The sequence below is a fragment of the Stenotrophomonas sp. SY1 genome, from assembly GCF_021202945.1.
Lineage (GTDB): Bacteria > Pseudomonadota > Gammaproteobacteria > Xanthomonadales > Xanthomonadaceae > Stenotrophomonas.
This window is the reverse complement of record NZ_JAJOYR010000001.1, coordinates 1,098,004-1,115,862: the sequence shown is the minus strand read 5'-3', so window position 1 is coordinate 1,115,862 and position 17,859 is coordinate 1,098,004. Positions and strand designations below refer to the sequence as shown.

The window sequence follows — 17,859 nt, the reverse complement described above, 5'->3', positions numbered from 1 at the left end:
TTTGCCTCAGGTCGGTCATCGTCATGCTTCACGCGCAGGTTCACCTCACCCTTCCCGTCTGGATCCACGACGCCGTCGATTGCGACCGCGCGTATATCGGCGATGAGGCCAAGGTCGCGCTGGCGATCGAACTGTCGCGGCTGAACGTCGAACACGGCAGCGGTGGCCCGTTCGGCGCGGTGGTGTTCGGCCCGGATGACAAGGTCATCGCTGCGGCGGTGAACCGCGTGGTGCCGCATGCGACCTCGCTGGCGCACGCCGAGAACATGGCCTACATGCTGGCCCAGCAGAAGCTCAATACGCCGCGCCTGAATGCGCTGCTCTCGCCGATCACCCTGGCCACCTCCTCGCAGCCCTGCTGCCAGTGCTACGGGGCCACCGTGTGGGCTGGCATCGACCGCCTGCTGATCGGCGCCAGTGCCGCCGACGTGGAGCAGCTCACCCCGTTCGACGAAGGCCCGCTGCCAGCCGATTGGGTGGGCGAGCTGAACAAGCGCGGCATCGAAGTCGTACAGGGCCTGCAACGCGAGGACGCACGCGCGGTGCTGCGCGCGTACGGACTGAACGAAGGTGCGCATTACTGACTTCCAAAGCCCCTCTCCCACCGGGAGAGGGCTTGGGGTGAGGGTCCGAACGAAGTCTCGTGCAGCCACCAAGGCTTCGCGCACCCTCATCCACCCCTGCGGGGCACTTTCTCCCAATGGGAGACGGAACCTGCCCCGCTCCGCTCATCACCAAGGACTTCCATGACCGGCCTGCTGTGCTACTGCCGCCAGGGTTTTGAACCCGAACTCGCTGGCGAGTTGAACGAACGCGCCGGCGCGGCCGGCATCGCCGGCTATGCGCGCACGCAACGCAATGATGGCTACGTGGTGTTCGTCACCGATGAGGCCGCCGAGCTGGACCAGCGCCTGCAATGGCGCGAACTGATCTTTGCCCGGCAGAAGCTGCGCGTGCTGGCCGAACTGCCTCAGCTCGATGCCGCCGACCGCATCACCCCGATCATCGCCGCCCTGGAAGGCCAGCAGCGCTTCGGTGACTTGTGGGTCGAGCACCCCGATTCGGCCGCCGGTAAGCCGCTGGCCGGCCTGGCGCGCAGTTTCGGCAATGCGTTGCGCCCGGCACTGCGCAAGGCCGGCCTGCTCACCGACAAGGCCAACCTCAAGCTGCCGCGCCTGCATATCGTGTTTGTCGACGGCACCCATGCTTTCGTTGCTGTCTCCGACACGCGCGACAGCGCGCCGTGGCCGCTGGGCATCCCGCGCCTGAAGCTGCTGCCCGACGCGCCATCGCGTTCGGCATTGAAGCTGGAAGAAGCGCTGATGACCCTGCTCACCCCGGAAGAACGCGAAGCGCTGGTCAAGCCGGGCATGCGCGCGGCCGACCTGGGCGCCGCGCCCGGTGGCTGGACCTGGGTGCTGACCCGCCAGCACGTGCAGGTGTTGAGCATCGACAACGGCCCGCTGCGCCAGCATGTGCTCGACACCGGGCTGGTCGAACACCTGCGCGCCGATGGCTTCCATTGGCAGCCTGAAACGCCGCTGGACTGGATGGTCTGCGACATGGTCGAACAGCCGCGCCGCGTTGCCGAACGCATGGCCACCTGGCTGCGCCAGGGCTGGTGCAAGCACGCCATTTTCAACCTCAAGCTGCCGATGAAGAAGCGCTGGGACGAAACCCGCCTGTGCCTGGAACTGTTTGCCGAACAGGCCGGCAAGCCGCTGACCATCCGCGCCAAGCAGCTCTACCACGACCGCGAGGAGATCACGGTCTTCGTCACCCCGCGCACGCGCTGATCGGCAGCATTACCGGGGCCGTGCCGCATCCGCATGCCCCCGGTTCGACCACCACATGACCTGCACCGCGCAGGGACTAACATGGCGGCGTGCCCAGAACCGGATGCCGCCATGTTGCGCTCGCTCCTGTTGCTCATCGCGTTGCTGACCGCTGCGGCCTGCAGCACGCCGGCAGCCCCAGCCCCTCAAGCAGTGGACCCGGCTCCGCCCCCGCCCACCCCATCGGCCGTGGTCATCGACCAGAGCTGTCGCAGCGATGCCGACTGCACGGTTAAGGATGTCGGCAATTGCTGCGGTTATTACCCGGCCTGCGTCAACGTCAACAGCCCCACCGATCCCAAGGGCGTGCAGGCCAGCTGCCAGGCGCGCGGCATGATGAGCGTGTGCGGTTTCAAGGAGATCAGCGGTTGCAGTTGCGTGCAGGGCAAGTGCGCATCCAACCCACCTGAAGCGGGCACGTTGCGCCAGCCGCTGCAGGGCGACCGGCAACGCTGAGCCGGTCAATGGCGGCACGGTTGCCAGCGCAACCACAGCCCCGCGACAACGTCGCGCTCTGGCACACTCGTCCGGATCATGATCCGGAGGATGCCGCCATCGCCCGCCACGCCTGCTTGCGCCGATTCGTTGTTTCCTCATGCCTGCTGCTGGCAGCCAGCGCCGGTGCCAGCACGCCGTTCGTCGTGCGCGACCTGGTCGGCGATGGCGTGTTCACTGCGGGCATCGAAGGCCCGGCCAGCGGCCCGGATGGCGCCTTGTACGCGGTCAACCTTGGCAAGGACGGCACAATCGGCCGCGTCGATGCCAGCGGCAAGGCCGAGACCTTCCTCACCCTGCCCGAGGGCAGCGTGGGCAACGGCATCCGCTTTGGCGCAGACGGCAGCATGTTCATTGCCGACTACCCACGACACAACATCCTGCGCGTCGATCCGGCCACGCGCGCAGTGAGCGTGTTCGCGCACCTGCCCGACGCCCATCAACCCAACGACATCGCCATGGCGCCGGATGGCACGCTTTACGCCAGCGACCCGGACTGGGCCAGGCCCGACAACGGCCAGCTGTGGCGCATCGACCGCGATGGCAGCGTGCATCTGCTCGAAACCGGCATGGGCACCACCAATGGCATTGAGGTCAGCCCGGATGGCAAGCGGCTGTACGTCAACGAAAGCGCGCAGCGCAATGTCTGGGTCTACGATCGCGCCGCCGATGGCAGCATCGCCAACAAGCGGCTGCTGATCCGTTTCACCGCGCACGGCATGGACGGCATGCGCTGCGATGTTGACGGCAACCTGTACATCGCCCGCTACGACGCCGCCGTGGTCGCCATCGTGTCGCCGGCCGGCGAGCTGCTGCGCGAAGTGCCGCTCACCGGCCGCAAGCCGACCAATGTGGCCTTCGGTGGCGCCGATGGCCGGCAGGTGTTCGTGACCCTGCAGGACCGCGGCGCAGTGGAAACCTTCCAGGCCGAACGGCCCGGGCGTGAATACGGGCAACCGGTCACGATCAGCCGCTGAGGCTTTCCCAGTCTCATCCTGTGCCATTGCGATGAGGCATCCTGTCAGTCTTCCGGGAGGACCAAGATGCAGGCAATCGAACTGAAGGACCCCGCCGCGTTCGGCAATGAATTCCTGCGGCTGACCCTGCTGCAGGGCTTCCAGTCGCTGACCAAGCGGGATCTGGAATTGTTGATCTTCGTGCTGCTCGAGCGCGATGGCAGCATCAGCCGCAGCGAGTCCAATGCCGCCGTCGCGCTGCGACTGCGGGTCACCCCGGCCAAGGTCAAGGGACTGCGCCGCGATGGCTACGCCCGCTGGCGGGCGCTGGTGCCGGAAGAAGGCGAAGCCGCGTTGCAGCGCATCGTCGCCGGCGTGCTGACCGAGGCCAACCTGCGCTCGGGAAGCAAGCACGTCAGCGAACGCAGCCGCAAGGAAGGTTTCCTGGCCATCCGCATCGACCACCCGGATGACGCTCAGCAGTTCGAGCAGGCCATCCTCGATGTCGGCGCGATTCCGGTGTACGAGCGCAACCGCGAAGTGGTCGCGGTGCGTTTCGACACGCTGGTGCAGATCGCCGAACGCTGGAACTACCTGCAGCCCGATCCGCAGGCCACGCTCGATGCCCTGAAGAAACTGGCACCTGCCTCGGAAGAAGTGGCCGACCTGCTGAAGAAGGACATCAAGCAGCTGCGCTGGGACGATGCCCGCCGCGCATTGAACAGCCTCGGCGCCAAGGCCATCAGCTCCACCGCCGAAGGCGGACTGCGCGGCCTGCTGAAACTGGTGTTTCCGTTCATCCCCGGCTGAACGCTGCCAACGCTGCTTTTCTCAACGGGACCGCGACCGGGTTCACCGGTCCGGGCACGCGGGCTACCATCGCGCGGCCGCTGCGATGTCTGATCGCTGCGGCACCGCTTCCGCCCGATCAAACGAGCCGTTCCATGACCACACCGCTTCGCGCCCGCCTCGTACTACCCGTTGTTGCCGCCGTCCTTGTCGTTTCCTCGTTCAGCGCATTGGCCCAGCACCGCCCGGCACCGGCCGTCAGTACGCCGCTAACCGATGTACCGGTGAACGTCCGCGAACAACCGCTGTCCAGTGGCAGCATCACCCACGCTGCGCAGGTGCGCACTGATCCCGGCCAGGCGCAGGTGACGGTGCGCTCGATCCAGCCGGACACCGTGCTCGGCAATTACCGGATCGACTTCGCGGCGATGGACGTCAATGGCGATGGTTTCATCAGCCGCGACGAAGCCCAGGCCAATCCTGCCCTGGCCGACGAATTCAATGCACTGGATACCGGCCGGCGCGGCAAGCTCACGCGCGAGCAACTGGCAGGCTGGCTGCGCTGACGCACCAACCCCGGTAGAGCGGAGCCACGCTCCGCTGAGGCCATCTCGGCAATGCCCTGCCGAGCATGTCGGCACTACCGCTGGCTTTCGCAGGCGGGGATGCAATCGGCAACGCCGCGCCTGCACACGCCAGCATCGCGACGCCTCACAACCCTGAGGCGCGCTTCCAGAACAGCGACAACAACGGCGGCATGCGGCCGGCCAATCCCAGCAACGCACCACGCGCCAGGGTCAGGTGCATCTCGTCGTTGGAGAACACCTTGTTGATCGCATCAAAGCTGTACGCGGCCACGTTGTTCTCGCTGCGGCGCGTACGCGCCCAACGCTGCAACCGATGCGGCGTGCTCCACTGCTGGCGTCGCTGCTTCGACTCGCGCACCAGATCACGCAACCCGGCCACATCGCGCAGCCCCAGGTTCACGCCCTGCCCGGCCAGCGGATGCACCACGTGCGCGGCATCGCCCAGGGTCAACACGCGCCCGGCGACGTAGCCCTTGGCCAACTGCCGGCGCAGCGGGAATGCGGCGCGCAGAGAGGCCACCTTCATCTGCCCCAGGCGGCCGGCAAACGCATTGGTCAGTTCGCGCTCGAACGCGGCATCGTCCAACGCCAGCACACGTTCGGCTTCGGCATCGGGCAACGTCCACACGATCGAACTGCGATGCCGGTCGTACGGCAGCACCGCCAACGGGCCGGTATCGAGGAAGCGCTGCCACGCGGTGGCTTCATTGGGCAGCTCGGTGTCGACATAGCCGACCACGCCGCGCTGGCCGTAGTCGTGATTGGAGACTTCCAACCCGGCCAATGTACGCAGCGTGGATTCAGCGCCGTCAGCGGCAACGGCGATGGATGCTTCCACGCGCCGGCCATCGTCCAGGCGCAGACGCACGCCCTTTGCATCCTGCTCCATCGCTTCCACCCGCGCCGGGCAGTACACGTGCACACCCGCAGCGGGCAACGCGGCCCACAGCCGGTCCACCAGCAAACCGTTCTCGACAATCCAGCCCAGCTCGCGCCGGCCCAGCGTGTCCGCATCAAAGGTCAGGTCACCGCCACCACCGGCATCCCACACGCGCATGCGCCGGTACGCGCAGGCATGACCGCGTTCGACCTGCGACCACACGCCCAGCGAATCCAGCAGCGCCGCGTTGTCGGCAGCGAAGGCGAACACGCGCAGATCCGGCCGCTGCGGCGACCATGCCGGCGGCTCGCGGCCTTCGACCAAGGCCACCTGCAGGCCTTCCTTCGCCAGTGCCAACGCGCAGGCACCGCCCACCACGCCGCCACCGACCACCACCGCATCCCATTGCCCGCGACGGCTCATCGCGCCTCACTCCTGCACAGTTCGGGCACCTGCCCACGGAATCCCATCGCACCGCCGACCAGGAACGACTGCACCGGCGCGGCCTGCGCTGCGGCCACCAGCCCGAGGCTGCGCAATGGCCGCATCAGCGGTGACGCATTGCTGGTCAGACGCGCCAACCCATCGGAGAACGCCAAGGTCTGCTCGCGGTCCGGCCCACGACGCTGCACGTAGGCCTGCAACAGCGCATCGCTGCCAGGATCACGTTCGGCGTCACCGATCAGCTCGGCCAGGGTCAGCGCATCGCGCAGGCCCAGGTTGAAGCCCTGCGCACCCAGCGGGTGGATGGTCTGCGCGGCATTGCCCAGCAGCAGCGCACGCTCACCGACCAGCTTCTTCGCCAGCACCTGGATCAGCGGATACGCGCTGCGCGGCCCGCTTTCCAGCAGCCGCCCGGCGCGCCAGCCCACCGCGTCGTGCAACCGCGCCAACCAGGCCCGGTCATCCAGCGCCATCACCGCATCGGCTTGATCGCGAGCCACACCATGGACCACGCCGTAGTGGCGATCACCACGCGGCAGCAACGCGGTCGGCCCGGTATCGGTGAAGCGTTCGTAGGCGCTGCCGTCCGGGGCCTTGGCCGCACGCACCCGCGCCACGAACAGGGTCTGTTCGTAATCGTGCTCGCTCACCTCGATGCCCAGCGCCTGACGTACCGCGCTGCGGGTGCCGTCGGCGCCGACCACCAGCCGCGCCTGCAGACGGCGCTCACCGGCTTCATCGGCAATGACTACTTCGCGACGCCCATCGGCGCATGCCCCCAGCCCGACGAACTTCGCCGGTCGGTAGCGGGTCAGGTGCTGCAGCTCGCCCAGACGGGCTTCCAGCGCATCACCGAAATCACGCGCCACCACCACCTGGCCGAACGCCTCGCGGCCGTAGTCCTCGGCGCGCATCACCACCCGGCCGAAATCACCGGCCCGGCTTACATGGATGCGCCGGATCGGGCCACCCGGGTTGCCCAGGCGCTGCATCACGCCCAGCGCGGTCAGCGCGTTGACCGTTGCTGCGGCAAAACTGAGGTTGCGCTGGTCGAACACCGCCGGCAGCGCGCCACCCGGCGTGGCTTCCACCAGGCCCACGTCCAGTCCCAACCGGTCCAGGGCGATGGCCAGACTGGCGCCAACCAGCCCGCCACCGACAATCACTACGTCATGGTTCTCACTCATGCCGGCCATGATACGACCTCGCCCGGCCGCGCCGGCCCTGCCAATGCCGCAGCGCAACCGCCGGTTCACGGCTACTGCGGCTAGAATGGCGGTCTGATTCCGTCAAACCGATCATCGCCATGACCGCCAACGTCCAACGTGCCTTTGTCCTGTCCCTGCTCGTGCTGCTGATGGCTGGCACCCGCATCAACCACTTCGCGCCGATTCCGGACGCGTCCTGGGCAGTGTTCTTCATCGGCGGCTTCTACCTGCGCAGCTGGACCCGCTGGGCCTTCCCGCTGCTGATGGGCCTGGCCGTGGTGGTGGACTGGGCGGTGATCAGCAGCCAGGGCATGAGCTTCTGGCAGCATTACTGCGTCTCGGCCGCCTACTGGATGCTGATCCCGGCGTACTTCGCGATGTGGGCCGGCGGCATGCTGCTGCGCGGTCACTACCGTCAGGCCAGCTGGAAGTCGCTGGGCGTGCTGGCCGCCAGCCTGATCGGCTCGGTGGCACTGTGCCATCTGATCGCCCAGGGCAGCTTCTACTGGATCAGCGCTTCGGTGGCCGAGCCGACCTTCGCCGGCTGGGCCAAGAACTACAGCGACTGGCTGCTGCCGTACCTGCGCTCTGCCGCAATGTACGTTGGTGCCGCCGCGCTGGTGCAGGTCGCCGTGGAAGCCTTCGGCAAGCAGTCGGCCACCGGCCGCATCGCCCACTAAGGACGGAACCGCGCAATGGGCAACCGCCTTTCCAAGATCTACACCCGCACCGGTGACGATGGCAGCACCGGCCTGGGCGATGGCAGCCGCACCGGCAAGGACTCGGACCGGGTCAACGCCTACGGCACCGTCGATGAGGCCAATTCGGCAATCGGCGTATTGCTGGCGGTGCAGTTGCCCGACGATGTGCGCGCGTTGCTGACCACCATCCAGCACCAGTTGTTCGATCTGGGCGGGGAGCTTTGCATCCCCGGCCATGCTGCCATCCACGCCGCCGACATCGACGCACTGGAGCAGCACCTGGACCGCTACAACGACGACCTGCCGGCACTGAAGGACTTCATCCTGCCGGCCGGTGGCGAAGGCGCCGCGCGTTGCCACCTGGCGCGCACCATCGTGCGTCGGGCCGAGCGCGAAACCGTGGCCCTGGCCCGGGTCGAGGATGTGCGCGGCGAAGCCGTGCGCTACCTCAACCGCCTCTCGGACCTGCTGTTCGTGCTGGCCCGCGTGCTGGCCCGCGCCGACGGTCACGGCGAAGTGCTCTGGAACCACGAGCGCCGTCGCGCCTGAGTCCCTTCCCCTGCCTGGACGCCGCGCACTGCGCGGCGTCGACGGTTTAGAGTGCGGCCATGCTCGTATTCACCCACCCTGCCTGCCTTGGGCACGACCCCGGCCCTGACCACCCTGAATCCCCGGACCGCCTGCGCGAGGTGATCTCGGCGCTACGCGGCGCGTTTCCCGATCAACTGGAGTGGCGTGAAGCCCCGCCGGCCAAGCTCGGCGAACTGGCGCGGGTGCACGAGCGCGAGCTGATCGACCACGTCCTGCAGCCACAGGCCGAGCCCTTGCGCCGCATCGACCTGGACACCTTCACCTCGCCCGGCTCGGCAAGTGCCGCCCTGCACGCCGCCGGCGCGGGCGTGGCGGCGGTGGATGTGGTGATGCTGGACGAAGCCAACCGGCACGTTTTCTGCGCGGTGCGCCCGCCGGGCCACCACGCCACCGCCGACACCGCGATGGGCTTCTGCCTGTTCAACAACATCGCCATCGCCGCCGCCTATGCGCGTGACAAGTACGGCCTGGAGCGCATCGCCATCGTCGATTTCGACGTGCACCATGGCAATGGCACCCAGGCCATCTTCGAGGCCGACCCCAAGGTGGCCTACTACAGCACCCACCAGTCCGGCCTGTTTCCGTACTCGGGCAACATGCGCGAGCGCGGCGTGGGCAACATCTGCAACATCCTGCTGCCACCCGGCAGCGGCGGCTTCCGCTTCCGCAACACCTGGGCCGACGAGATGCTGCCGCAGATCGAAGCGTTCCGCCCGCAGCTGTTGTTCATTTCGGCGGGCTTTGACGCGCACATGCGCGACCCGCAGGCCGATCTGATGCTGGAAACCGAGGATTTCGGCTGGCTCAGCGACGAACTGGTCGCCATCGCCAACCGCCACAGCAGCGGCCGGGTGGTGTCCATGCTCGAAGGCGGTTACGACCTGCAGGCACTGCGGGAGTCCAGCGTGGCGCACGTACAGGCACTTCTGCCGGCCTGATCCATGAACCCCGACCGGCTCCGCCGGATCGCCTTCATTGCCCCCATGCAGGCGATGGGGCAAGCTAGCGGCCGTTTTCCCCCGAATGCGAACCGCGTGCGCCGAGCCCTCCGCCTGCTTCCCTTGCCCCTGGGCATTGCCATCTGCCTGCCGGCGATGGCCGATGAGAAACCGGTCAACTGGGGCCTTTGCCCGGCCACCGATGTCCTGCCCGCCTTCGACGAAGCACCCAAGGCCGACCCGGCTGCCGCTGCGCAGCGTGAGCAGTTGCCCACCGATATCGAAGGCAACGAGCTGACCGGCACCGCCACCATTCCCCAATACCAGGGCAATGTGGTGCTCAAGCGCGGCGATCAGTTCATGGGCACCGACAACCTGCGCTTCGATACCGAAAGCGGCAACTACATCGCCGAGGGCAACGTCCGTTACTCGGACTCCTCGATCCGGATGGTGGCCGAGCGCGCCGAAGGCAATCAGGAAGCGGACACCCACAAGATCAGCAGCATCCAGTACCAACTGGTGTCCCGGCGTGGCAACGGTGGCGCCGAGTCGATCGATCTGCAGGGCTCCATCGGCCAGATGCACCACTCCACCTACACCACCTGCGACCCTTCGCAACCGGTGTGGAAGCTGTCTGCACCGCAGATCGAAGTGGACAACGACGAAGGTTTCGGTACCGCACGCAACGCGGTGCTTCGCATCGGCAAGGTGCCGGTGCTGTACGCGCCCTGGTTCAAGTTCCCGATCGACGACCGCCGCCAGACCGGCCTGCTGTATCCCAAGCTCAGCATGTCCGGCCGCAACGGCTTCGATTACGCGCAGCCGATCTACTTCAACCTGGCGCCGAACTACGACGACACCCTGACCCCGCGCTACATGAGCAAGCGCGGGCTGATGCTGGACAACGAATTCCGCTATCTGTATTCCGGCGGCAGAGGCCAGCTGGATACCGCGTACCTGCCCAACGATTCGTTGCGCGACAAGGACCGGGGCCAGGTTCTGTTCAATGGCTACCACAACATCAACCGCCACTGGCAGGCGCGCGCCAACCTGGGTTGGGTCAGCGATGAGCGCTACGTGGAGGATTTCTCCAACCGTCTGCTCGGCATCACCTCGTCCAACATCCAGAGCACTGCCGGCGTGTACGGTACCGGGCGCAGCTGGACAGCCGGCATCATGGCCGACCACTGGCAGCTCACCGATTACACGCTGACCGAAGCATCCCTGCCCTACAGTCGCCAACCACGTCTGTTCGGCACCTGGGAAGAGAGCTTCGGCAACTGGCTCGAGGCCGGCATCTACGCAGAAGCAGTGCGCTTCACCCACGACGACATCAATCTGAAGACGATCGATGCCGATGGTGAGTACGTTCGCACCGGCGACGTGACGCGCATGTACAACGGCTCGCGGCTGGACATCAAACCCTACGTTTCGATGCCCCTGGCCGGCGCTTCCTGGTACATCACTCCGACCCTGGCATGGCGCTATACCGCCTATGATCTGGAGCGCGGCCTGGCCGACAACGTCCGTCGACAACAGCTGATCGCCGACGGCATCAACCCGGCCACCGCCACGCCTGAACAACTGCGCGGCAATACCTCGCCCAACCGCAGCCTGCCCATCGCCAGTCTGGACATGGGACTGTTCTTCGACCGCGAGACCAGCATCGGCGGCAAGTCGTTCCTGCACACGTTGGAACCCCGCCTGTACTACCTGAACACGCCGTACCGCGACCAGGATGACCTGCCCCTGTTCGACACGCGTGCCTTCACCTTCAGCTGGGGTCAGCTGTTCCGCGATTCGCGCTTCACCGGCGCCGACCGCCAGAACGACGCCAACCAGCTCACCACCGCGCTGACCACGCGCCTGATCCGCCAGGCGGACGGCCGCGAGAAGCTGTCGGCCAGCATCGGCCAGATCACCTACTTCGACGATTCGGAAGTCACCCTTAATCCGAGCGATCCGGTTGACCGCGACGGCAAATCAGCCTGGGTGGCGGACGTCAACTGGGCCATCACCGACCGCTGGACGCTGGGCAGCACCTATCAGTGGAATCCGAAGTACCGCAAGGAAGACCTGGCCAGCGTGCGCGGTCGTTACCTGTTCCCCAACGATGGCGTGGTCAACGTGACCTACCGCTATCGCGGCAATCCCAGTTCGGCCAGCGGCAAGCTTGAAGACCAGCTCAAGCAGGTTGATTTCTCCTTCCTGTATCCGATCAACCCACGCTGGAGCATTGTTGGCCGCTATTACTACTCGCTGCTGGAAACCGACAAGAAGCCCCTGGAAATCATCGGCGGCGTGCAATGGGACAGCTGCTGCCTGGCAGTCCGCGCGCTGGCCCGTCGCTATGTCCGCAACCGCGAGGGCGACATGAACAACTCCTTCCAGATCGAGTTCGTGCTCAAGGGCCTGAGCTCGGTCGGGCAAGACACGGACCGCACCTTGCGCCGTGCTATTCTCGGCTACAACCGCGACGACCTGTACCTCGTGCCGCCCAGCAACATCCAGGCGCTCGACGACGACTACGATCCGAATCAGATCCCATGACCAAAACCCTTCCCGCAGTGCTCGCCACCTTGTTGGCGTTTTCCGGCGTGGCCGCTCCGGCAGCCGCCCAGCAGCAGACCCAGCCGCTGGACCGCATCGCGGCCATCGTCGATGAAGGCGTGATCCTGCAAAGTGAGTTGCAGCGCGCGGTCAACAACATCAAGGGCCAGTACGCCGGTCGTGAAAACCAGCTTCCGCCGGACAGCGTGCTGGAGCGGCAGGTGCTTGAACGCCTGGTGCTGGTCAAGCTGCAGGTCGCCCGCGCCGATGGCAGCGGCATCCGCGTCAGCGACGAAGAACTGAACCACGCCATCGGCAGCATCGCCCAGCAGAACGGCACCACGGTCGATGGCCTGCGCCAGCGCCTGGCCCAAGACGGCATCGGCTATGCGGACTTCCGCAACTCGGTGCGCGAGGAAATCATCACCCAGCGCCTGCGCCAGAGTTTCGCGCAGAGCCGTATCAGCGTGAGCGAGGGCGAAGTGGACGCCGCGCTGGCACAGGAAAACGCCGGCGGCGCGCAGTTCCATCTGGCGCACATCCTGGTGGCACTGCCGGAAGCGGCCAGCGCCGAGCAGATCGCAACCGGCCAGAGCAAGGTCGATGGCATCAAGAACCTGCTGGACAAGGGCGAGTTGGACTTCGCCGCTGCCGCAGTGCGCTATTCGGACAGCCCCAACGCGCTGGAAGGCGGCGACCTGGGCTGGCGCAGCAGCGACGAGATTCCCAGCGCATTCGCCAACCAGATCAAGAGCATGAAGTCCGGTGACGTGCTTGGCCCGATCCGTGGCCCCAGCGGTTTCCAGCTGCTCAAGCTGGTGGAAGTGCGCGACGCCAGCGCCGGTGCCGGCACCAGCAAGGTCACCGAATACCACGCCCGCCACATCCTGATCCGCGTGACCGACCAGGTCAGCGACGCGGCCGCCAAGGCCAAGGCCGAAACCCTGCGCGCCCGCATCGCTGGCGGCGCCGAGTTCGAAGCCGTGGCCAAGGAGTCCTCGGACGACGCCAACAGCCGCGGCCAGGGCGGCGACCTGGGCTGGTTCCCGGTTGACGCTTTCGGCCCGGATTTCAGCCGTCAGGTGGAGAGCGTCAACGACGGCGGCGTGACCGCACCGTTCCGCACCGACGCCGGCTGGCACATCGTGCAGCGCGTGGGTACCCGCCAGACCGACGTGACCGACCAGAACAAGCGTGCACAGGTCCGCGAACAGATCGGCCGCCGCAAGCTGGACGACGAGTACAACCGCTTCCTGCAGGAACTGCGTGGCGAAGCCTACGTCAGCTTCCGCAGCGGCGACCGTGCCGAAGGCACGGCCGAACCTGCTGCCACCCCGGCAGAGCCGGCCAAGCCGTAAGCCATGATTCCCCAGCTCGCTCTGGTTCCGGGCGAGCCCTCCGGGATCGGCCCGGAACTTTGTGTCCGCCTCGTCCAACAGCCGCGCAGTGATTGCCGGCTGTTGGCGTTTGGCGATCCCGAAACCCTGAAGGCCGCCGCCGCCGCGCTGGCCCTGCCGCTGCAGTTGCTGCCCGAGGACGCGCATGCCAGCGCACCCGGCGACCTGCGCCTGCGCCCGGTCCCCAACGCGGTCTCCAGCCAGTTCGGCCAAGCCGACAAGCGCAATGCCAATGCGGTGATCGACGCGCTGCTCGGCGCCGGTCAGGCCTGCCTGGATGGCAGCCTGGACGGCGTGGTCACCGGCCCGGTGCACAAGGCGGTCATCAACGAAGGCGGCATCCCTTACAGCGGCACCACCGAACTACTGGCCCAACAGGCCGGAGTCGAAGTGGTGATGATGCTGGCCAACGACATCGTCCGCGTGGCGCTGGCCACGACCCACCTGCCGTTGCGCGAGGTGGCCGACGCCATCACCGCCGCCGGTCTGCGCAAGGTGATCACCACCGTCCACGCCGCGCTTTGCCGCGATTTCGGCCTGGCACAGCCGCGCATCGCCGTGCTCGGGCTGAATCCGCATGCCGGTGAAGACGGGCATCTGGGCCGCGAGGAGCTGGACGTGATGATCCCGCTGCTGGAGCAGCTGCGCGCCGAAGGCATGAACCTGATCGGCCCGTTGCCGGCCGACACCGCGTTCCTGCCGGCCAAGCTGGCCGGGTTCGATACGGTGCTGGCCATGTACCACGACCAGGGCCTGCCGGTGCTCAAGTACAGCGGCTTCGAGCAGGCCACCAACATCACCCTCGGCCTGCCCTACCCGCGTGTGGCAGTGGACCACGGCACCGCCCTGGACCTGGCCGGAAAGGGCCTGGCCGATCCCTCCAGCCTGTTCGCCGCCACCGCGCTGTGCGCGAGACTGGCTGCACAACGTAAAATCACCCAATGAATTCCTCACATTCCCCGCGCACCGGCGCCGGCTTCACCGCGCCCGCGAAAAAGCAGCTGGGCCAACACTTCCTGGCCGACAAGCATTACGTCGAAAAGATCGTGATGGCAGTCAACCCGAAGGACGGCGACCGCCTGGTCGAGATCGGCCCGGGCCAAGGGGCCATCACCTTCCCGCTGCTGCGCCGACACCCGAAATTGACGGTCATCGAGTTTGATCGCGACCTGATCGCACCGCTGACGGCCGCTTCCGCGCCGCTGGGCGAGCTCACCATCGTCCATCGCGACGTGCTGCAGGTGAACTTCACCGAGCTGGCCGGTGATTCGCAGATCCGTCTGGTCGGCAACCTGCCCTACAACATCTCCTCGCCGATCCTGTTCCATGCGCTGGAACATGCCGCAGCGATTTCGGACATGACCTTCATGCTGCAGAAGGAAGTGGTCGATCGCATGGCGGCCGGCCCGGGCAGCAAGGTGTATGGCCGCCTGAGCGTGATGTTGCAGGCCTGGTGCGAAGTCACCTCGTTGTTCGTGGTGCCGCCGGGTGCATTCCGGCCGCCGCCGAAGGTGGACTCGGCCGTGGTGCGACTGGTGCCGCGCGACCCGGCCACGGTCGGCATCCTTGATCAGAAGCGTTTCGCCGAAGTGGTCAAAGCCGCCTTTGGCCAGCGCCGCAAGACCCTGCGCAACGCGCTCAACGGCGTCATCGACGAGGCCCAGTTCGCGGCCGCCGGCGTGCGCAGCGATGCCCGTGCCGAACAGCTTGAAGTTGCCGATTTCATCCGCCTTGCCAACGTACCGCACGCTTGAGTGCAGCACCTGCGCATTCCGATCACCTGCTTTTGCTTACACTCCCGCCATGGAAGATTCCCGCCACTACGCGATCGAGATCGAGGTCTCCCCTCGCTTCATCGACGAACAGTCGGCCCCTGAAGACGGGCGCTATGCGTTCGCCTACACGATCCGCATCCACAACAGCGGCACCATTTCGGCGCGGCTGATCAGCCGCCATTGGCGCATCACCGACGGCGAAGGCCGGGTCGAGCATGTCGACGGCGAAGGCGTGGTCGGCGAACAACCGCGGCTGCGTCCGGGCGAGGAGTTCCGCTACACCTCCGGGGTGATGCTGGGCACCGACTCGGGCACCATGCAGGGCCATTACGACATGCTGGCCGACGACGGCACCGAATTCGCCGCGCCGATCGCCCCGTTCGTGCTGGCCATTCCCAGGACGCTGCACTGATGGCGACCTGGGCAATCGGCGACCTGCAAGGCTGTTACGACGTCACCCAGCGCCTGCTGGAGAAGATCAACTTCGACCCGGCGGCAGACAATCTCTGGTTCTGCGGCGACCTGGTCAACCGTGGCGGCCAATCACTGGAAACCCTGCGGTTGGTGCACTCGCTGCGCGAACACAGCGTGGTGGTGCTGGGCAACCACGATCTTTCGTTGCTGGCCATCGGCGCACGCAGCGAAGAGGAGCAGCGCAAGGTCAACCCGGACCTGCAGCGCATCGTGCTGGCCGAGGACCGCGACGTGCTGCTGGACTGGCTGCGCATGCAGAAGCTGGTGCACGTTGACCGCGAACTGGGCTGGATGATGTTCCATGCCGGGCTGGCACCGAAGTGGACGGTCAGCCTGGCCGAGAAGCATGCGCGCGAAGTCGAGCAGCAGCTGCACGGCAATGGCTACCGCAAGCTGTTCCGCAACATGTACGGCGACAAGCCGGCCTGGTCACCGGGCCTGAGCGGTTACGACCGCTCGCGCGCGATCATCAACATGTTCACCCGCATGCGTTACTGCACGCCGAGCGGGCGCATCAGCATGGAAGACAAGGGCACGCCCGGTACGCAGGCACAAGGCATGTACCCGTGGTTTGAAGTGCCCGGCCGGGTCGAGCGCGAGTTGAAGATGGTCTGTGGCCACTGGTCCGCGCTGGGCTTGACCATCACCCAGGGCGTGCACGCCATCGACACCGGCGCGGTCTGGGGCGGCAAGCTCACCGCGTTGCGGCTGGATGGAGAGGCGCTGTGCGTGGTGCAGGTCCCCGGCCGCGATGTGCCGGCGCCGGTGCCGGGCGCACGTCCACCGCGCAAGCCGCCGCAGGAGCGCCGTCCCGAGCCGCGCAACGAGCAGCCGCAACAGCCACGCAATGAGCAACGCCGACGTCCCCGTCGTCACCGTCCGGGTGGTGGTGGCAATGGTGGTGGAAACGGCGGCGGCAATCCGCGCGGCAATCAGGGTACGCCTGCGCCTGCCGAATGAGGTGCGGGCGTTGTTGGTGCGCGGGTTTGGGCATCTGAAAGCCTTACCCCTCCCCAACCCTCCCCTGCCGCGCAAGGGAGGGGGCAAGGGCGGCAGTGCTGCCATCATCTAACAGGCTTGGCACGATCCACTCCCTCCCTTGCGCCGTAGGCGAAGGGGACGACTTGGGAGGGGTGCTTTGTGCTTTGTGCCTCGAACCTCAGCGCCGCACGTAATGCACGAACCGGAACGCGAACGCGTGCCGTTCATCGGCCGCATGCGGCTGGCTGTCCGTTTCCTGCCACGTTGCAGGATCAACGTCCGGGAAATGCGTGTCTGCCGCGACCTCTGCATCCACCCAGGTCAGATGCAGATCGGTGGCTCGGTCCAGCAACAAGCGATAGATCTCGCCACCGCCGATCACGCACAACTCATCGGCGCCCTCTTCGGCCGCGATGGCCTGCGCCTGCTCCAGCGAAGCCACCGCGCGCATGCCCTCGAACGGCACCTGTCCGCTGCGGGTCAGCACCAGGTTGGTCCGCCCCGGCAGCGCGCGACCAAGTGATTCGGCGGTCTTGCGCCCCATCAGGATCGGTTTGCCAAGGGTCAGTGCCTTGAAGTGCCTGAAGTCGTCCGGCAAATGCCACGGCATCGTGTTGTCACGGCCGATGCCGTTGTTGCGGTCCAGTGCGGCGATGAGTGAGAGCTTCAAGACGCTGCCCCCGGCGCAGCCAAACGGGCTTTACACGAGTCAACAACTGGCCTGACGTCATGCGTCGCCCCCTCCACTACAACCGAAAGGTTCTCTGACAGCCCAGCCTTCATCTGGTCGCCCAAAAGCACACTCAAGCGCTCCGCCAACCCTCTGTGATTGGCTACCAGATACGTAGCCATTGCCACATTGCCACTGTCCATTGCGGTGACGATCAAAAGCCTCTCAGCCGCGGTCAGCTGCTCCTGCAAGCTTGCCGCCACACCATCGGCCAGCTCGTCTCCATCCACCAACTTCTGCGTCCAAGGGAGAACGCGGCTTTGCACGAATCCGCGCACCGCAGGCCGAATCTCCGCGCATTGCTCCTCCCATCCCGGCGGGGCATAAGCGAGGGATCTATCTTCCAGTTCGCCCAGCAAATCCTCAACCAAGGATTTCTGCAGCGCAGGCTTGATGAGCTGCGCATAGATGGCAGCGTTCTGCTCTGACTGCGATCGCTTTGCCAGTTTTGCCGCAGATGCCGGCATCTGCACCGCCACAGCCAGAACCACGAAAAACAATGCAATCCGTCGCATAAAGAATCTCCTT

Annotated in this window: 19 protein-coding genes; 15 read left to right on the top strand and 4 right to left on the bottom strand. The window is 66.3% G+C overall.

The features are described 5' to 3' along the window. Positions 1-23 precede the first annotated feature (23 nt). The 6 genes from LR961_RS04485 (at position 24) to LR961_RS04460 (ending at position 4,641) form a co-directional block, all read left to right on the top strand. Positions 24-584, top strand: coding sequence for a nucleoside deaminase (locus LR961_RS04485; RefSeq protein ID WP_232147244.1), 561 nt, complete (start codon positions 24-26; stop codon positions 582-584). A 162-nt stretch (positions 585-746) separates the two neighbouring features. Next, positions 747-1,796, top strand: a complete 1,050-nt coding sequence (gene rlmM, locus LR961_RS04480) for a 23S rRNA (cytidine(2498)-2'-O)-methyltransferase RlmM (RefSeq protein ID WP_232147243.1) — start codon at positions 747-749, stop codon at positions 1,794-1,796. 111 nt (positions 1,797-1,907) lie between these two features. Next, entirely contained in the window at positions 1,908-2,291 is a 384-nt protein-coding gene (locus tag LR961_RS04475; RefSeq protein ID WP_232147242.1) for a hypothetical protein, read from the top strand. A 116-nt stretch (positions 2,292-2,407) separates the two neighbouring features. Further along, positions 2,408-3,307, top strand: a complete 900-nt coding sequence (locus LR961_RS04470) for an SMP-30/gluconolactonase/LRE family protein (RefSeq protein ID WP_232147241.1) — start codon at positions 2,408-2,410, stop codon at positions 3,305-3,307. 66 nt (positions 3,308-3,373) lie between these two features. Further along, a complete protein-coding gene (locus tag LR961_RS04465; protein WP_232147240.1) occupies positions 3,374-4,096 on the top strand; it encodes a hypothetical protein in 723 nt (240 codons plus the stop codon). A 134-nt stretch (positions 4,097-4,230) separates the two neighbouring features. Next, positions 4,231-4,641 carry an EF-hand domain-containing protein gene (locus tag LR961_RS04460; RefSeq protein ID WP_232147239.1) on the top strand — a complete coding sequence of 137 codons (411 nt, stop codon included), beginning with the start codon at positions 4,231-4,233 and terminating at the stop codon, positions 4,639-4,641. Between the two features lie 145 nt (positions 4,642-4,786). Here LR961_RS04460 and LR961_RS04455 read toward each other — a convergent pair whose 3' ends face one another. Both LR961_RS04455 and ubiH read right to left on the bottom strand, forming a co-directional pair. Then, a complete protein-coding gene (locus tag LR961_RS04455; protein ID WP_232147238.1) occupies positions 4,787-5,965 on the bottom strand; it encodes a UbiH/UbiF family hydroxylase in 1,179 nt (392 codons plus the stop codon). Beyond that, a complete protein-coding gene (gene ubiH / locus LR961_RS04450) occupies positions 5,962-7,173 on the bottom strand; it encodes a 2-octaprenyl-6-methoxyphenyl hydroxylase (protein ID WP_232147237.1) in 1,212 nt (403 codons plus the stop codon). Before ubiH ends, LR961_RS04455 begins: the two co-directional genes overlap by 4 nt. 119 nt (positions 7,174-7,292) lie before the next feature. Between ubiH and LR961_RS04445 the strand changes: the two genes are divergently transcribed. From LR961_RS04445 to LR961_RS04405, 9 genes are all read left to right on the top strand, one after another. Continuing rightward, positions 7,293-7,874, top strand: a complete 582-nt coding sequence (locus tag LR961_RS04445) for a hypothetical protein (RefSeq protein ID WP_232147236.1) — start codon at positions 7,293-7,295, stop codon at positions 7,872-7,874. 15 nt (positions 7,875-7,889) lie between these two features. Then, positions 7,890-8,444, top strand: a complete 555-nt coding sequence (locus tag LR961_RS04440) for a cob(I)yrinic acid a,c-diamide adenosyltransferase (RefSeq protein WP_232147235.1) — start codon at positions 7,890-7,892, stop codon at positions 8,442-8,444. A gap of 59 nt (positions 8,445-8,503) precedes the next feature. Next, positions 8,504-9,424 carry a histone deacetylase family protein gene (locus tag LR961_RS04435; protein WP_232147234.1) on the top strand — a complete coding sequence of 307 codons (921 nt, stop codon included), beginning with the start codon at positions 8,504-8,506 and terminating at the stop codon, positions 9,422-9,424. A gap of 96 nt (positions 9,425-9,520) precedes the next feature. Beyond that, complete coding sequence (lptD, locus tag LR961_RS04430; RefSeq protein WP_232147233.1) at positions 9,521-11,974, top strand: LPS-assembly protein LptD; 2,454 nt, start codon at positions 9,521-9,523, stop codon at positions 11,972-11,974. Next, the gene (locus LR961_RS04425) at positions 11,971-13,332 is read left to right on the top strand and encodes a peptidylprolyl isomerase (protein ID WP_232147232.1); all 1,362 of its coding nucleotides are present in this window, start codon (positions 11,971-11,973) and stop codon (positions 13,330-13,332) included. The genes lptD and LR961_RS04425 overlap by 4 nt, the downstream gene beginning before the upstream one ends. A 3-nt stretch (positions 13,333-13,335) precedes the next feature. Beyond that, complete coding sequence (pdxA, locus tag LR961_RS04420; protein ID WP_232147231.1) at positions 13,336-14,316, top strand: 4-hydroxythreonine-4-phosphate dehydrogenase PdxA; 981 nt, start codon at positions 13,336-13,338, stop codon at positions 14,314-14,316. After that, a complete protein-coding gene (gene rsmA, locus LR961_RS04415; protein WP_232147230.1) occupies positions 14,313-15,125 on the top strand; it encodes a 16S rRNA (adenine(1518)-N(6)/adenine(1519)-N(6))-dimethyltransferase RsmA in 813 nt (270 codons plus the stop codon). The genes pdxA and rsmA overlap by 4 nt, the downstream gene beginning before the upstream one ends. A 49-nt stretch (positions 15,126-15,174) precedes the next feature. Then, a complete protein-coding gene (gene apaG / locus LR961_RS04410) occupies positions 15,175-15,558 on the top strand; it encodes a Co2+/Mg2+ efflux protein ApaG (protein WP_232147229.1) in 384 nt (127 codons plus the stop codon). After that, positions 15,558-16,580 (top strand): symmetrical bis(5'-nucleosyl)-tetraphosphatase, encoded by a 1,023-nt coding sequence (locus tag LR961_RS04405; protein WP_232147228.1) that lies wholly within the window; start codon positions 15,558-15,560, stop codon positions 16,578-16,580. The genes apaG and LR961_RS04405 overlap by 1 nt, the downstream gene beginning before the upstream one ends. 199 nt (positions 16,581-16,779) lie before the next feature. On the opposite strand, the gene LR961_RS04400 is transcribed toward LR961_RS04405, so the two are convergent. Together LR961_RS04400 and LR961_RS04395 are read right to left on the bottom strand one after the other, a co-directional pair. Further along, positions 16,780-17,271: a dihydrofolate reductase gene (locus LR961_RS04400; protein ID WP_232147227.1), complete on the bottom strand. Its 492-nt coding sequence runs from the start codon at positions 17,269-17,271 to the stop codon at positions 16,780-16,782. Further along, positions 17,268-17,846: a hypothetical protein gene (locus tag LR961_RS04395; RefSeq protein WP_232147226.1), complete on the bottom strand. Its 579-nt coding sequence runs from the start codon at positions 17,844-17,846 to the stop codon at positions 17,268-17,270. Before LR961_RS04395 ends, LR961_RS04400 begins: the two co-directional genes overlap by 4 nt. Positions 17,847-17,859: the final 13 nt, after the last annotated feature.

Bases quoted from the DNA above. Each gene is read 5' to 3' on its own strand.
- LR961_RS04485 (WP_232147244.1), top strand. From the start codon at position 24: ATGCTTCACGCGCAGGTTCACCTCACCCTTCCCGTCTGGATCCACGAC.
- rlmM (WP_232147243.1), top strand. From the start codon at position 747: ATGACCGGCCTGCTGTGCTACTGCCGCCAGGGTTTTGAACCCGAACTC.
- LR961_RS04475 (WP_232147242.1), top strand. From the start codon at position 1,908: ATGTTGCGCTCGCTCCTGTTGCTCATCGCGTTGCTGACCGCTGCGGCC.
- LR961_RS04465 (WP_232147240.1), top strand. From the start codon at position 3,374: ATGCAGGCAATCGAACTGAAGGACCCCGCCGCGTTCGGCAATGAATTC.
- LR961_RS04460 (WP_232147239.1), top strand. From the start codon at position 4,231: ATGACCACACCGCTTCGCGCCCGCCTCGTACTACCCGTTGTTGCCGCC.
- LR961_RS04455 (WP_232147238.1), bottom strand. From the start codon at position 5,965: ATGAGCCGTCGCGGGCAATGGGATGCGGTGGTGGTCGGTGGCGGCGTG.
- ubiH (WP_232147237.1), bottom strand. From the start codon at position 7,173: ATGAGTGAGAACCATGACGTAGTGATTGTCGGTGGCGGGCTGGTTGGC.
- LR961_RS04445 (WP_232147236.1), top strand. From the start codon at position 7,293: ATGACCGCCAACGTCCAACGTGCCTTTGTCCTGTCCCTGCTCGTGCTG.
- LR961_RS04440 (WP_232147235.1), top strand. From the start codon at position 7,890: ATGGGCAACCGCCTTTCCAAGATCTACACCCGCACCGGTGACGATGGC.
- LR961_RS04435 (WP_232147234.1), top strand. From the start codon at position 8,504: ATGCTCGTATTCACCCACCCTGCCTGCCTTGGGCACGACCCCGGCCCT.
- LR961_RS04425 (WP_232147232.1), top strand. From the start codon at position 11,971: ATGACCAAAACCCTTCCCGCAGTGCTCGCCACCTTGTTGGCGTTTTCC.
- pdxA (WP_232147231.1), top strand. From the start codon at position 13,336: ATGATTCCCCAGCTCGCTCTGGTTCCGGGCGAGCCCTCCGGGATCGGC.
- rsmA (WP_232147230.1), top strand. From the start codon at position 14,313: ATGAATTCCTCACATTCCCCGCGCACCGGCGCCGGCTTCACCGCGCCC.
- apaG (WP_232147229.1), top strand. From the start codon at position 15,175: ATGGAAGATTCCCGCCACTACGCGATCGAGATCGAGGTCTCCCCTCGC.
- LR961_RS04405 (WP_232147228.1), top strand. From the start codon at position 15,558: ATGGCGACCTGGGCAATCGGCGACCTGCAAGGCTGTTACGACGTCACC.
- LR961_RS04395 (WP_232147226.1), bottom strand. From the start codon at position 17,846: ATGCGACGGATTGCATTGTTTTTCGTGGTTCTGGCTGTGGCGGTGCAG.